Origin of the sequence: Brevibacillus sp. IT-7CA2 (assembly GCF_949767855.1) — a bacterium.
In the GTDB taxonomy this organism is placed as follows: domain Bacteria; phylum Bacillota; class Bacilli; order Brevibacillales; family Brevibacillaceae; genus Brevibacillus.
This window is the reverse complement of the sequence record NZ_CATKQT010000008.1, coordinates 26,822-41,442: the sequence shown is the minus strand read 5'-3', so window position 1 is coordinate 41,442 and position 14,621 is coordinate 26,822. Positions and strand designations below refer to the sequence as shown.

General features: G+C 47.6%; 16 protein-coding genes. 13 read left to right on the top strand and 3 right to left on the bottom strand.

What is annotated here, in order from left to right; genetic code table 11:
- Positions 1 to 23 precede the first annotated feature (23 nt).
- Positions 24 to 2,069: a methyl-accepting chemotaxis protein gene (locus ACM6JA_RS05310; RefSeq protein WP_414851475.1), complete on the bottom strand. Its 2,046-nt coding sequence runs from the start codon at positions 2,067 to 2,069 to the stop codon at positions 24 to 26.
- Positions 2,070 to 2,303: 234 nt separating this feature from the next.
- On the opposite strand from ACM6JA_RS05310, the gene pstB reads away from it, so the two are divergent.
- Entirely contained in the window at positions 2,304 to 3,056 is a 753-nt protein-coding gene (gene pstB / locus ACM6JA_RS05305) for a phosphate ABC transporter ATP-binding protein PstB (protein ID WP_414851474.1), read from the top strand.
- A gap of 64 nt (positions 3,057 to 3,120) precedes the next feature.
- On the opposite strand, the gene ACM6JA_RS05300 is transcribed toward pstB, so the two are convergent.
- Complete coding sequence (locus tag ACM6JA_RS05300) at positions 3,121 to 3,459, bottom strand: winged helix-turn-helix transcriptional regulator (protein WP_007721121.1); 339 nt, start codon at positions 3,457 to 3,459, stop codon at positions 3,121 to 3,123.
- Positions 3,460 to 3,633: 174 nt separating this feature from the next.
- On the opposite strand from ACM6JA_RS05300, the gene ACM6JA_RS05295 reads away from it, so the two are divergent.
- The 8 genes from ACM6JA_RS05295 (at position 3,634) to ACM6JA_RS05260 (ending at position 10,176) form a co-directional block, all read left to right on the top strand.
- Positions 3,634 to 4,257: an ester cyclase gene (locus ACM6JA_RS05295; RefSeq protein WP_414851473.1), complete on the top strand. Its 624-nt coding sequence runs from the start codon at positions 3,634 to 3,636 to the stop codon at positions 4,255 to 4,257.
- A 28-nt stretch (positions 4,258 to 4,285) separates the two neighbouring features.
- Positions 4,286 to 4,837, top strand: coding sequence for an NAD(P)H-dependent oxidoreductase (locus tag ACM6JA_RS05290; protein WP_414851472.1), 552 nt, complete (start codon positions 4,286 to 4,288; stop codon positions 4,835 to 4,837).
- 34 nt (positions 4,838 to 4,871) lie between these two features.
- Positions 4,872 to 5,585 (top strand): SDR family oxidoreductase, encoded by a 714-nt coding sequence (locus tag ACM6JA_RS05285; protein ID WP_414851471.1) that lies wholly within the window; start codon positions 4,872 to 4,874, stop codon positions 5,583 to 5,585.
- Between the two features lie 106 nt (positions 5,586 to 5,691).
- Positions 5,692 to 6,984, top strand: a complete 1,293-nt coding sequence (locus ACM6JA_RS05280) for an arsenic transporter (RefSeq protein ID WP_414851470.1) — start codon at positions 5,692 to 5,694, stop codon at positions 6,982 to 6,984.
- Between the two features lie 134 nt (positions 6,985 to 7,118).
- Positions 7,119 to 7,508, top strand: a complete 390-nt coding sequence (locus tag ACM6JA_RS05275; RefSeq protein WP_414851469.1) for a hypothetical protein — start codon at positions 7,119 to 7,121, stop codon at positions 7,506 to 7,508.
- Between the two features lie 27 nt (positions 7,509 to 7,535).
- Complete coding sequence (locus tag ACM6JA_RS05270; RefSeq protein ID WP_414851468.1) at positions 7,536 to 8,138, top strand: gluconate 2-dehydrogenase subunit 3 family protein; 603 nt, start codon at positions 7,536 to 7,538, stop codon at positions 8,136 to 8,138.
- Positions 8,125 to 9,744, top strand: a complete 1,620-nt coding sequence (locus ACM6JA_RS05265; protein ID WP_414851467.1) for a GMC family oxidoreductase — start codon at positions 8,125 to 8,127, stop codon at positions 9,742 to 9,744. The genes ACM6JA_RS05270 and ACM6JA_RS05265 overlap by 14 nt, the downstream gene beginning before the upstream one ends.
- 96 nt (positions 9,745 to 9,840) lie before the next feature.
- Positions 9,841 to 10,176: an ArsR/SmtB family transcription factor gene (locus ACM6JA_RS05260; protein WP_007721103.1), complete on the top strand. Its 336-nt coding sequence runs from the start codon at positions 9,841 to 9,843 to the stop codon at positions 10,174 to 10,176.
- Between the two features lie 21 nt (positions 10,177 to 10,197).
- On the opposite strand, the gene ACM6JA_RS05255 is transcribed toward ACM6JA_RS05260, so the two are convergent.
- Complete coding sequence (locus ACM6JA_RS05255) at positions 10,198 to 10,449, bottom strand: glutaredoxin family protein (protein ID WP_007721101.1); 252 nt, start codon at positions 10,447 to 10,449, stop codon at positions 10,198 to 10,200.
- Positions 10,450 to 10,619: 170 nt separating this feature from the next.
- Here ACM6JA_RS05255 and ACM6JA_RS05250 point away from each other — a divergent pair, with 170 nt between their 5' ends.
- The 4 genes from ACM6JA_RS05250 (at position 10,620) to ACM6JA_RS05235 (ending at position 14,482) form a co-directional block, all read left to right on the top strand.
- Positions 10,620 to 10,862: a gamma-type small acid-soluble spore protein gene (locus tag ACM6JA_RS05250; protein ID WP_007721099.1), complete on the top strand. Its 243-nt coding sequence runs from the start codon at positions 10,620 to 10,622 to the stop codon at positions 10,860 to 10,862.
- 156 nt (positions 10,863 to 11,018) lie between these two features.
- The gene (gene acpS / locus ACM6JA_RS05245) at positions 11,019 to 11,405 is read left to right on the top strand and encodes a holo-ACP synthase (protein WP_007721097.1); all 387 of its coding nucleotides are present in this window, start codon (positions 11,019 to 11,021) and stop codon (positions 11,403 to 11,405) included.
- Positions 11,406 to 11,669: 264 nt separating this feature from the next.
- Positions 11,670 to 12,707, top strand: a complete 1,038-nt coding sequence (locus tag ACM6JA_RS05240) for an outer membrane lipoprotein-sorting protein (RefSeq protein ID WP_007721096.1) — start codon at positions 11,670 to 11,672, stop codon at positions 12,705 to 12,707.
- A gap of 692 nt (positions 12,708 to 13,399) precedes the next feature.
- Entirely contained in the window at positions 13,400 to 14,482 is a 1,083-nt protein-coding gene (locus ACM6JA_RS05235; RefSeq protein WP_414851466.1) for a hypothetical protein, read from the top strand.
- Positions 14,483 to 14,621: the final 139 nt, after the last annotated feature.

Genomic DNA, 14,621 nt, shown 5'->3' with positions numbered 1-14,621 from the left:
TGCGGGAGGGCTTTTTCTTATCATTATGAATGTTTTTGGAGAGTGGGATTGTCATCCGCTCTGAAAAATTTGATCGCTTGCTCCAGATCCTCAACGATATCTGCCAAACGCAGGGAGTCATCGAGAAATTGCTCCGATAAGGATAGACTTTCTTGATTGGCGGCTACGGCTTGCTGCGTGCCTGATACTACTTGCTGTGCAGAGGCAGACAGATTGTCTACCCGCTGTGAAATGGCTTGGCTCTGTGTCGAGATTGTTCCTGTGAGCATTCTGATCGATTCAAATTGCGCAGTCAACGCTTCGCTGAGCTCGATTGTATTGTGAAAGATAGAAGCGGCCTGGTGCAAGGTTTGAATGCCATTTACAGTAGCATGATCGGTCGTTTGCAAGCAGGTGGCTACGTGCTCCATTCGTTCTTCCCCTGATTCAATTACCTTTTGAATACGGGCCGATGCGTCTTCGGTCTGATCGGACAGCAAGCGAATTTCGTCTGCTACGACGCTGAAGCCGACTCCGGCTTGTCCTGCCCTGGAAGCTTCGATTCGGGCATTGAAGGACAAAAGCTTGGTTCGCTTGGAGATGGCGGAAATCAAACCGAGCATTTCGTTGATGTCGCTCATGCTTTCTCTCATGGAGGACATGGCATGCATAGAAGCCTTCATATCTTCTGAGATACTGTGCATATTTTCTTTTAGCAAGTCAATGGAGGTTGCTGCTTTGGCATTTTGCTGACGTGATTCCTGGCTCTGTACGATTGCTTTTTCCATGGAGTCTGTGATCCGAGACATTTCTTGTGTGATGCCGGCCATTGTGGCGTGGATATCATCGATCTGCTCTTGTTGGTTGTCCATTTCTTGAGCAAGTCGCTCTGTTACGGATACGACTTCTGACTGCATGGCGTGAGAATGGCGGGAGCCTTTTCCCACATGATCGGCTACTTGTTTGACGTCTGAGATGACATACTGGATTTTACCGATGATCGTCCGGATTTGTTCACTCATTCGATTGAAGCTGTCAGCCAGCTGGCGAATTTCATCATTGCTTTGTACGTGCATGGTTTGCAGGAGATCGCCCTCGCTAAAGGCGGACATTTTTTGTTGTGCTTCCTTAATTGGCTTGATGATTCGACGTACGTACACATACAGCATTAGTGCGAGTGCAGCGAGTCCGACGAGTGAGACGGCCAAAATGGTTAGCTGAAGGCGACGGACCTCTTTTTTTACCTCGGATACCGACTGTGCGACGATCACTCCCCATTTCAAGGAGGGGTCAAATTGATAGGCGGCAAAAGAGTCCACCCCATTGATCCTGCTCGGTTCGTAGCCAGATTGACCAGCGATGACGTTTTGCACGATCGCAAGCTCCGAGAGAAGGGGGCGCTGCAACGCGTAGGATTGATCGGGATGAGCGACCAGTTTGCCTTGTTGATCAACAATCATGGCATATCCGGTTTCCCCCAGTTTAATCTGCCCGATGGATTCGCTCAGCTTCGGGACAGAGACAAATGCCACGACGACGCCTACGGGCTCCTCGTCTTCATTGCGTAAAGGGAGTGAGACGGCGATCTTGGGAAACTCCGTCTCGGAAAACTGGAAGACATCTGAGACAAAAAGCCCTTGCTGTGGTTGATTCAATGCCCCCACATACCAGTCCATTTTTCGCGGATCGTAGGAACTGTCGAGGGGTGATCCCGGAAAGGTCAAATACCGTCCGTCTGTGGTGACGATCTGTAATTCGGAAATCGTAGGATTGCTGGCCGACATATCTGTAAAAATGCCAAAGATCTGACTGTTAGTGATCTTGCTGTTTTTATAAGTGGAAGCAAATGATTGCAAGGCGGTTACGATGTCATAGACCCTGCTATGTACTTTCTGTAGAGCTGCACCTGATGCCTCGTGTAATTGCTGCTTTGTTTTTTCATTGAGTGTGGCTTCGGATTGATAGCTGATGAAGAAGGCGGCGATTGCCATCATGCAGACTAGCATCCCCATAATGCCTGCAAAAAGCCTGGTGAAAATTGAACGATAATGAAACGACGAGCGACCCCATAGTTTTCTTATGTCTGGCATTCATTGTTCTCCCCTTATTCGTCAAAACGTTCAGTTTTATTGTAGGGGGTACCTAGAGGAGCGTATATGCTTTACCAGCAAGATTTACCATAACTTAATGTAAGATGACCTATGTAAAAAGTCCTAAGACGAAATCTTTATTGAAACTTAATAAACTTCATACGGAAACCTAACATTGGTGCGCTATAGTGGGGAAGTAAAAGGACGTAACAACCACGAAGGAGCGAAGACCGTATGAGCGTTATTTCGGTGAGAGAGTTGAATCTCTTCTACGGTAATAAGCAAGCCCTCTATAATATAAATCTGGATGTAGAGCCTGATTCCATTACAGCCTTAATCGGTCCGTCAGGCTGCGGTAAGTCTACATTTTTACGGACGTTGAATCGAATGAATGATTCTGTACCGAACACCAAAATTACGGGAACGGTAAAAGTGTTCGATGAGGATATTTATAGTAATCGCGTAGAAGTTGAACGACTTCGCAAAAATATCGGCATGGTGTTTCAGCATCCGAATCCTTTTCCGAAGAGCATCTATGACAACATCACGTACGGGCCGAGACTTCATGGCATGAACGATCGTAACAAGCTGGACGAGTTGGTAGAGACAAGCCTCAAGGCAGCAGCGCTTTGGGATGAAGTGAAGGATGTATTGAAAAAGCCTGCAACAGGGCTTTCTGGTGGACAGCAGCAACGCCTCTGTATCGCACGGGCACTGGCTGTTCAGCCACAGATCATTTTGATGGATGAGCCAACCTCAGCCTTAGACCCGATTTCTACAGCTAAAATCGAAGAGCTGTTGGAAGAGCTGAAGAACCGTTATACGATTGTAATCGTGACGCACAACATGCAGCAGGCAGCACGTATTTCCGATAAGACTGCGTTTTTCTTGAATGGAGAGCTAGTCGAGTTTGACAGTACTCCGTCGATCTTCCAAAATCCTCGTGACAAAAGAACAGAGGATTACATTACCGGACGTTTCGGATAATTCAATAAGCATGATGGAAGAAGAGCGGACTTTTCGAAGTCCGCTCTTTTTGATTTTATAACGTTTATAAATGTAACCCGAATCTCTTTAACTCAATAAAAATACCTTCCAATCGTTTCCCTTTCTCCGTTAACGTATATTCCACGCGCGGAGGGACTTCCGGAAACACCTTCCTTTCCAATATGCCGTGCTCCTCCAATTCCTTCAGTCTGAGCGACAGTGTTTTCGGACTAATCCCATCCATGGATTTCAGCAGGTCGCTGAAACGCAGCGTTCCTTCGATAAGCAGGTCCCGAATGATTAAAAAGGTCCATTTGGTCCCTATTACGTCAAGCGTTTTGGCAATGGGGCAAGGTTGGCCCGGGGTTCCTTTGTTCAGTTCGATTGGCTCAAGAACGTTCATCGGAATATCCTCCAAAAAAATTTTTTTAGGTTTTTTTGGCTATTATAGCGCAATAGTATCTTTTCGGAAACTATATGAATTAAATATCACTACTTCCATAAATGAAGTTAATGTCATTACAATATCAATGTAAACCGATCCTTCCACTCTAGATAAGGAGCTGAATAGAACAACATGATTCCACGTACCAAAACAATTAGTTCGATAGCTGGTATTGCTGTCATCTTCGGGACGATGCTGTTCGCAACAGCATGCGCTACTGATTCGAAAACGTCTGCTTATGATAATCAAACTGCTGAGTTGTCCTCCAAGACAGACATTCAACTATTGAAGGATCTTCCTCAACCCGTTTCAATGACGATTGACTCCTCATTGAACGCAACGAAAGCTACCGAAATGGTACAGGCTGCTCAACGTTTCTACGGATTCTGGAACACTGGGAATGAGGATCTCATTGTACAAACCGTTTCTCCAAGTTTCATAGATAACACGTTGCCGAAAGGAAGACCTCAAGGCCCCGATGGCTTGTTATTCGCTTCTCGCAACTTTCGGAAAGCAGTTCCCGACTTGCAATGCAAAATTGAGGATTTATTGGTAGTGGGGGACAAGGTGACAGCTCGTCTTTCCTTTACGGGTACGAGCAAAGGCGAGTTTATGGGAAAACCTTTGACCGGGAAGCCTATTCAATTTATGGCGATCGATGTTTTACGCATCAAGGATGGGAAGCTTGTTGAAGACTGGCACCTGGAAGACAATTTAACTTTTATGCAACAAATTGGCGTCGTAGCGGAAAATTGAAAGTCCTAACGTAAAGGGGATGTAAAAAATGAAAAAAATCCTTATCATCAATGGTCACCAAAAATATGGCTCATCAGAGGGGAAACTGAACCAAACGTTGATGGATCATATGGTGAGTCTGCTCGAGAAAGAGAACCATGTACGAACTACCATTATTCAAAATGGATACAAAATGGAAGAAGAACACCAGAAATTTCTCTGGGCAGATATGATCATTTATCAAACCCCCATCTACTGGTTCAGTGTCCCTGGGTTATTGAAGACATATATGGATGAAGTATATGCGTACGGCTTGTTTTTCAAAGGTGCTAATCAATACGGAAGAGGCGGCTTATTAACCGACAAAAAATATATGTTCTCGACGACTTGGAATGCTCCAGAAAAAGCATTTAACGATCCGACCCAATTTTTTAAAGGGGAAAGCCTGGAAGATGCAATCAGCCATTTGCACCGCGTACAGGAATTTTTAGGCATGCAACCTGTAAAGAGCTTTGCTTGCTATGATGTCATCAAAAATCCGCAGATCGACCGATTTGTATCCGAACTCGAGTCGCATCTCAAACAGGTATTGAGCTTCTAATGAAAATCTCAAAGTAAAAGGGAGAGATCATGTTATGTTGCACAATCAAAAGATAGTCATCATCGGCGGCAGCTCCGGAATTGGTTTGGAGACAGCCAAACAGGCAGTAGCGCTAGGGGTAGAAGTGATCATTGCCAGCCGCTCCGAAGAAAAATTGCAGAAGGCAAAAGAGAGTCTGGGCTCCAAAGCCTCGGCGTATACGCTAGATACCACCGATGAGCAGCAGGTTCAGGCCTTTTTTGAAAAAGTAGGCACATTTGATCATCTGGTCGTCAGCGCAGCGGAAACATCAGGTGGTTCATTCCTTCAAACGGATACAGCCCAAGCGCGGAAGCTGTTCGACAACAAATTTTGGGGTCAATACTACGCGGCGAAGTACGGATCGCCGAAGATTGCAACAAACGGTTCCATCACCTTATTCTCCGGGGTTGTCGCCTACAAAGCGATGATTGGTTCGTCTGTCCTTGGCGCAGTCAATGCGGCGGTTTCGAATCTGGGGCAAACCCTCGCCTTAGAACTGGCACCAATCCGAGTGAATATCGTTTCACCTGGCATTATTGATACGCCATCACGCAGCAAAATGCCTGAAGACGTGCGCGAAAATTTCTATGCAACATTGGCAGACAAGCTCCCTGTGAAGCGAGTTGGACAAGCGAAAGACGTCGCACAAAGCGTACTATACCTGCTCCAAAATAGTTTTGTAACCGGAACTGTACTTCATGTAGAAGGTGGCCACATTTTACTTTAAAGAATTCCATTACTTGACGTTTCAGATCATTTCAATTTGTAGTATGGTAGGAGAGCGGACTTTTCGAGGTCCGTTCTTTTTTGTTTTTGGAAAGGAGATACATGCAGTGGTTTGGATTTCATTCTTCCTTTTTCTGATCACATTGACATTGGTCATCTGGCAACCACGGGGGCTATCGATTGGTTATCCGGCTGTGGGTGGAGCACTGTTGGCCTTGGCGATCGGGGTAGTCTCGATCGGTGATGTTGCAGAGGTAACCTCCATTGTTTGGAATGCAACACTAGCACTAGTTGGGATTATCATCATCTCGCTCGTATTGGACGAAATCGGTTTTTTTGAATGGGCTGCGCTCCATATGGCTCGTTTTGCCAAAGGGAATGGGCGGCTTATGTTCGTTTATGTCATCCTGCTTGGTTCACTCGTTTCCGCCCTGTTTACGAATGATGGGGCAGCCTTGATTTTGACACCGATTGTGTTGGCACAGGTGCGGGCACTGAAGCTGGATGGGAAAACGGTTTTGGCATTTGTCATGGCGAGCGGGTTCATTGCAGATACGAGTTCTTTGCCCTTTGTAATTAGCAATCTGGTGAATATTGTTTCCGCTGACTACTTTGATATTGGCTTTGCTGCGTATGCGGCCAAAATGATCATTCCGACTTTGTTTTCGATTGGTGGAAGTCTGCTGGTTTTGTACCTATATTTTCGCAAAAGCATTCCAGCGCAGGTTGACCTTTCCCATCTGAAAAATCCGGAGGAAGCGATTCGCGACCACAGAATGTTTCGCCTGGCGTGGCCGATTCTTGCGGTCCTGTTGATTGGTTTTTTTATTAGCGAGTCCATCCATACGCCCGTTTCTATCATCATTGCGGGGGCAGCTATCATTTTTTGCTTGGCTGCAAGAAAAAGTGAAGCGATCGCCATGGGGCGGATTATGAAAGAAGCACCGTGGGTAGTTGTTGTTTTTTCGATTGGCATGTATGTAGTGGTGTGGGGGCTGCACAACGCGAAATTGACTGACTTGGTCAAGGAAACCTTGGATTGGTTCATGGCGCATGGTTTATTGGCAACGACCTTGGGAACAGGCTTTTTGGCTGCTGCTCTTTCCTCTGTCATGAACAACCTTCCGACAGTCATGTTCAACGCGTTGGCAACTGCAGGGACACAGGCAGACGGAGTGTTGCGGGAAGCAATGATCTACGCGAATGTGATTGGGAGCGATTTGGGGCCGAAAATGACCCCGATTGGATCACTGGCGACTTTGCTCTGGTTGCATGTTTTGGGACGCAAAGACGTGACGATTACGTGGGGGCAGTACTTTCGGACGGGGGTTATTTTGACCGTACCGACATTGATGGTAACCTTGCTTGGATTGTATTTGACGTTGGTGTATTTTTCATAGGGAATGAAAGCCTGCTGGTTAATAGTCAGCAGGCTTTTTCTATTCATCATGCTGCTTGCAGTAAAATAGGCAGAATAGGACCTGACAAGGACGGAAAAAATAGGCGCAACCTACGTAAAAAGGAGGATGTTTCCATGTGGCATGGCTGGCCGATCGAACGCGTACTAATTCTTTTTGCTGGATTGGCGTTTGCCCTGATTGCGGTTCAGGTAACACTTTTTCACTCCAGACAAAACTTCCGACATTGGGCAATGTGGATTCCTGTGCTTGAGCTCCCTGTATTTGCGGTTACTGCTATTGTTTTATCGTTTGTGAATGCGGGGTGGCTGCGTTGGGTGTTTGCCTTGATGATGGTGCTTGGCATGGTTGGTGGTTTGTACGGAGCTTATTTGCATACGGTCGGGGTTGGGCAGCGTGTGGGAGGTTATTCACAAGGTCAAAATTTTCTCGTCGGTCCTCCTGTGATTCTTCCTTTACTGATCACGGCAATGTCAGCATTAGGGCTTCTTGCGCTATTTTGGTAAAAAGCGTTTTCGAAGGGGTGAGAGGATATGGAGAAGCCTGGACGTTACCCATCCTATGATGTTTGGGACCAGCATACAGAGTGGGATGCTCACACCAGGAAAGTAGTAGGGGCCAGAAAAATGCCCGCGATCGCCAATCAATTTTTTACGAAGCCTGAATCCTTGCTCTTACAGACAGTCGTAGGCGTATTGGTCCATGATCACCGCTTGGAGGTGCTGACCTTTGTGGTGGAGCATCTGGATAATACAACAGCTAGTAATATCGGTGAGTCGCAACGAAAGGTCGGAGTTCCACCCAAAAAAGAGCTCTACCGCTCGGGCTTGAAAGGGATTGATGCGGAGAGTCATGCGGCTTATGGAACTGACTTCGTTGCGTTGAAGCTAGACCAGCAGGAAGCGGTTCTTCAGCAGGTGGCGAATGGGGGCATCAAAAACCAAGAGGTGTGGACAGACTTGGTTCCCGCAGATTTTTTCAAGCGGCTGCTGCATGACACTGTCAGTGCGTACTATTCACATCCGTTGGTCTGGTCGGATATCGGCTACGGTGGACCAGCTTATCCGCGTGGCTATGTACGGGTGGAAAAAGGATTGACGGACCCATGGGAGGCGAAAGCAAATGACGAGTCATGACCATCATACGATTACTCATCGCCCCACTCCTGTGGATCAAAGAAAATACGCCGATGACGCAGATGTATGTATCGTAGGCGCTGGAGCGGCAGGGGGCGTGCTGGCTTATGAGCTGGCAAAGGCTGGGTTGCGAGTGGTCGTACTGGAAGCAGGGCCGTTTTGGGACCCGCAACACGATTTTGCCAGTGATGAGCTGTCGATGCGGAGATTGGCCTGGCAGGAAACGAGGCTAGTAGCAGGCAATGACCCGCTGCGTTTGGGACATAACAACTCAGGACGGGGAATTGGGGGAGGCACCGTGCATTTTACGGGGGTGTTCCTGCGTTTCCACGAGAGTGATTTTAAGACAAAGACCGTAGACGGCGTAGGGGAAGACTGGCCGATTACGTATCAGGATCTTGCCCCGTATTACGACAAGATTGAACGTGAGATTGCGGTCTCAGGTCCGAATCATTTTCCGTGGGGTTCCTTTCAAGGCCCGTATCCGTACCCGGTTCGGGAGCCAATCAGTGCCAATGCCCAACTGTTCCGGGAAGGATGCGAGAAGCTGGGGATCGAGAGTGTGGTTGCCCCTCTGGCGATTTTATCGGGTCCTTTTGATGGGCGTCCCCCCTGTATCAACCGTGGCTTTTGCAATCAAGGGTGCATGCCGAATGCCAAGTACAGCGGGTTGATTCATCATATCCCCAAAGCGATAGCGGAGGGGGCAGAGGTGCTGTCCGACTGCATGGTGACGGAAATTTTGATGGCTGGCGACCGGATCAGTGGCGTGTTGTTCAACCATAATGGTTTGACGCACAGGCAAATGGCTCGTGTGGTTATTTTGGCCGGGTTTGTGGTGGAGACTCCCAGATTGCTGCTCAGTTCGGCGAATGCTCAGTTTCCGCAAGGGCTGGCAAATTCGAGTGGATGGGTAGGAAAAGCAATTATGCCCCACTCCAGTCATGATGTATATGGACGACTACCGGAGGAAGTGCGACTGTATAAAGGCACACCTGTCCTTGCTTTGACCCAGCATTTTTATGAGACGGACCGGGAACGAGGATTTGCCCGCGGATATACATTGAGTGCACACGGGTCACGTCCTGTCGGGATGGCGGCTGCTATTGCTGCCGAGAGGGAAGACGGCTCGTATTTATGGGGAAAACAGCTTCGAGAGACCATGCTGGATTACAATATGTACGCGAGGATTACCTTGGTCGGGGAAGTACTGCCTCATCCTGATAACAGAGTGACGCTCTCTGGGGAAAAAGATGAATACGGAATGCCAATCCCTACGGTAACGTTCAGTTATCAGGAGAACGACAAACAGCTGTACAAGCATGCTATTGGGCAAATGAACCGGATTGTAGAAGCGATGGGGGGGCAGCCGGAGCATGTGGTGTCTGATACCGCTCATCTCATGGGGGGATGCCGAATGGGGAATGACAGGGAAAGCTCTGTTGTGAATGAATATGGGCAGTCACATGACATACCCAATCTTTTCATAGCGGGTGCTTCTACGTTCGTTACCTCGAGTGGCAGCAACCCGACAAATACAGTCATGGCGCTGGCTGCGCGCACTGCGGACAAGATCATTGAGGCGATGAAAAAGCAAGATGTATAAGCAGGATTCACATAACTTTTGCGTTCTATCTTCCCCATCATATAAGCCATATAGTATACTGATAAACAGATATGTAAGGCAAAGGTGGGTATCCTTATGGAAATGGATTTGATGCAGGTTCTGTTTTTGTCAGAGACTTATAAGCTACTTGGTGACAAGACGCGCTTGACGATCATGGCTCTCCTGCAAGTACAGTCCTTATGTGTCCGTGATCTCGTGGAAATTTTGCAAACTTCCCAGCCTTCTGTTTCCCAGCACTTGGCTAAGCTAAAAACTCATGGTTTGGTCAAAGAGCGCCGGAAGGGACCATGGGTTTATTACTCCGTCAATGCGGAATGCAGTCCTGAAGTGAAGCAAATTTTGTCTAACTTGCCGGACATGTCGCCAGTCGTCAAACAAAAATCTGTTACAAGTGAACCTTCATTTGGCTGATCAGTCGTAAAAAGCGTTGGATCAATTGAGATCCAACGCTTTTTTTAGTTCTTCCTTGTCAAATCCATGGATGACAATTTGCTCGCCGTTTTCCTTTTCAATGTAGGTAACAGGTGTCATGCTGGCGCCTAATTGAATGGCTTCCTGGAAATAAGCCTCGTTTTGACGGATGTCTCTGTCTTCGAAAGCAATGTTGTTTGAAGTCAGCCACATTTTTTCTTCCTGACAAGGACCGCAAGTGACTTGGGTATAGATAATAACCTTGTGAGCCATACAGAATCGCTCCTTTCAAAAGCAGAGTAGAAGCCTTACTCTTACCAATATGAATGATCGGTCGCGACAAAGCAAGTAAGCAACAGCATGATTTGGAAAAATGAGGATGGATACATATATAGGGGGCTGTACAAATTATATTCAGTGACGTCGAGGAGGTGAATGTAACGATGCCTAAACAAAACAGAGGTATGGGCCAAGCGAACCAAGCTAGCCAAGCAGCAAACACTGCGACTGAATTCGCAAGTGAAACAAACGCAGCAGAGGTTCGTAGTCAGAACCAACAATCCGCACAACGCGCTGCTTCCCAAGGCGCTGCGACTGAGTTCGCGAGTGAGACAAATGTTGCGGAAGTTCGCCGTCAAAACCAACAATCGGCTGCACAACAATCTTCTGGCCAAGCTACTGAGTAGGAGCCAGCGGACAAAAAGCCCTCGCAATTTGCGGGGGTTTTCTTATTTTTACGTAAAGTCTATGTGTGGAATGTGGTTTCTATCCTCGCACTTGCAAAAGCGTGGAAGTGGATGATACTGTGATTCGTAAATCAGCCTACTAGGAGGCAATTGCTCATGATCATTGGAACAGGCGTAGACATTGTGGAAATAGAGCGAATCGCTACTTTGATAAAAAGACAAGAGCGTGCGATCAAACACTTTTTGACCACAGATGAACAACAGCTCCTGCATGGAAAGGCAGAGACGAGACAGGCGGAAATGGTTGCAGGCAGATTTGCTGCCAAGGAAGCGGGAGCAAAGGCTCTTGGTACAGGAATTGGTGCTGTACTCAGCTTTTTGGATATGGAAATCCTCCCGAATGATTCGGGCAAGCCGATCATGACTATAAAGCACGAGGTGTACAGCAAACTCAATCTGGACCCTGCTCGCGTTCATATTCATGTGAGCATTTCGCATAGCCAGACACACGCGATTGCACAAGTAATTGTAGAAGAACGATAGATGTTTGAACAACCTCGATAAACTTGTCTGCATATTGGGACGAGGATGGACATACATTTATATCGCGTAGATCAGGAGGGACTACCTGCTCTTACACGGAAGGCTAAGTCTGTAGCCGATCCAAGCGATATATCGCCAACTTCGTATCCATTCGCAACAATTGACACGATATGCGCTGCATGGGCGAGAGACTGACAGATTTCCCAGGAAATAGACAGGGATGCCCTTCTTTGTCGAAAATATTGACAAGGAGGAGTTCATTGAATGAAACGGGTAGCTTTACCACTGGTGTTATTGTTGGTTTTCACCCTGTTCCTCGGCGGTTGTTTCGGTCAGAAAACACCAGAAGATGTGGTGAGCGACCTGAACGGTACGCTGGGAAAAATGACTGGGTACAAGTCTCAGGCTGTTTTGACCATGCAGACAGGCTCTACCCCCATGGAGTACGATGTTCAGGTCTGGTATGAAAAGCCAACCAACTATCGGGTAGCTCTCACCTCGAAGCAGCGTGGCATTACACAAATCATCTTGCGAAACAATGAAGGAGTCTTTGTACTGACCCCGCATCTGAACAAGAGCTTCCGCTTCCAAAGTGGCTGGCCTGAGAACAACGGACCGTTGTATCTATACGAAACGCTGGCCAAGAGCATTATCGATGACACTGAGCGCCAAATGAAGATGGATGAAAAACAGTATGTATTCGAAGTAAAAGCGAACTACAGCGGCAATCGTTCTTTGACAAAGCAAAAAATTTGGCTGACAGAAGATTTCAAACCGACGCACGCTGAAATTATGGACGCTAGCATGAATCCGCTCGTACGGATTGATTTCACTGATTTTTCGTTCAACCCTATGTTTGACAAAGACGCCTTTGACAAAGAACGCAACATGACAACAAGCTCGTTGACAACGATCCCAACAATGGCGCCAGCAAATGGACAGGTCGTAAAACAGCCGAACAGCCAATTCGGTGTCATCGTCCCTACCTATATGCCAGAAGGGGTTAAGCAAGGTGATATTGAGCCAGTTACCCGTGATGGGGAGAGAAAAGTCATCTTGACCTACAAAGGGGCCTACAACTACAAGGTAATCGAAGGACGCCCGACAGCAGCATCTGTGTCATATGAGCAAGGTATGCCTGTGAACCTCGGCTTTACGGTTGGTGTGCTTGCGCAGACAGGTGAAAATCAGCGACTTCTGACATGGGAGCTCGACGGCATCGAATATACAATCGCAGGAGATCTTCCTGAGGAAGAAATGGTGAATGTCGCACAGTCGACATATGGCCTTAGCGCGAAATAAAAACGTGGGAGAGGGGACGGTGAATGCCGTCCTCTTTTGCTATTTTTACGGAAAGTGGCTGCAGTGGAGGGGAAGAAGCGCATTTTCAGTCTACGCTTCGGCCTACGCCCCGCTGTAGGATGGACTGTCCGTTCCGAAATAAATGACGGGAGCGCTTCAAAAGTAGTCATCTCGATGACGTACTCGCAGAGGTTGAAGCTGAAAACCCCCGTCATTTATTTCGGAACTAGGTCGGGCTCCAGAGGCGCTTGGACTGGAAATGCATTTCTTCCCAAGGGAGAAGAAAGAATGAACTTCCTAAGTTTTTAAAGAAGCGATGACTCAAAAAAGCTGGCGAAAAGAAAAAGCACAGGGCTCGCAGACCTTGACAACGCCTACCCAGTCGGAACTCCAAAAAGGGGACCACGCTTGTCGAACACTTCTTCCCTGAGAAACTTCCGCCCGTAGGGTGGCTTTGGATCGACGGTCCCCTTTTTGGAGTGGAGACGGCCAGTGAATCCCCCCGCTGGCGTGTCAGAGTCGAAGAGAACTGTGCTTTTTCTTTTCCTCCACTATGTTGACATAGTTTTCTACGATTTTCCCTCAAGTTTTCCTTTTTTCTCAAACGGGAATCTAAAAATACCCATGTACACTTGGTCTTGTACCAAAGAGCAAGCACACTACACGAGCAAAGACGAAAGGGTTGAGTGTATATGTTTAGCAAAGCGAAAATGGGAATGCTGATGGGAACGATGGCAGTGGTTCTAAGTCTGGGTAGCATAGGCGGAGCAATGGCAGCCGATTCAGCAAAGCCAACTTCATTGAATAAACCGACAGAAGTAAAATTCAAAACAGGCAAGATGGGCCACCACGGTGGAGTGGGCTTCAAAGAAAATACAGAGCTGCTCTCGCTGTTGAAGCTGGATGCTGACAAGCTGAAAGAAGAGCTTGCGGCAGGGAAAACACTCGCAGCGATTGCACAAGCCCAGGGAGTTGACACCGCTGATGTCGTGGCACTTCTGGTTGAACAGCAAGAGGCCAAACTGAAGGAAGCAGTAACAGCAGGCAAACTGACGCAGGAGCAGGCAGATAAGCTGTCTGAAAATCTGAGCGATCGCGTAAAGGAACAGGTAGAAAACACGAAACCGGATAAAGGCTTCGGCAAAGGAGGCTTCATCGGTGGCTTCGAGAAAAACGAAGAACTGCTGTCCCTCTTGAAGCTGGACGCCGATAAACTCCAAGAAGAACTGAAAGCGGACAAATCGCTGGCTGCAATCGCAGAGGCTCAAGGCGTATCTGTAGATGATCTGGTGGCTCTTTTGGTAAAACAACAGGAAACCAAGCTGAAAGAAGCGGTAGCGGCAGGCAAGCTCACTCAGGAGCAAGCCGACAAGATGAATGAAAAAGCGAGCGAACGAGTAAAAGAAATGGTGCAAAACACGCATCACGGACGTGGGCCGGGTAAAGGAATGGGCATCGAGAAAAATGAAGAACTGCTGTCCCTCCTCAAGCTGGATGCAGACAAGCTGAAGGAAGAGCAAAAAGCAGGAAAATCGTTGGCGACCATCGCCAAGGAACAAGGCGTAGAAGTGGATGACGTCATCGAGCTCTTGGTAGGTCAGCATGAATCCAAGCTGAAAGAAGCAGTAGAGGCAGGCAAGCTTACACAGGAGCAAGCAGACAAGCGCAGCGAGGAATTGGCAGCAATGGTGCAAAAGATGGTGGATGGCAGCTTTGAAAAAGTCGTTTTCCCAAGACATGAAAAAGGGGAAAAAGACCAGGAGGAAACCATGTAGAAAAGTCAGCAGGTGGGAGCTAATCCCATCTGCTTTTCTATTTCCTCGGGATTGGTCGATGAGGGCCGATTTGTACATAAAAACCAACGTGCGAATGAGATGAAAGGACAATCCGCGAATTGACACACAGCGGGAAAAC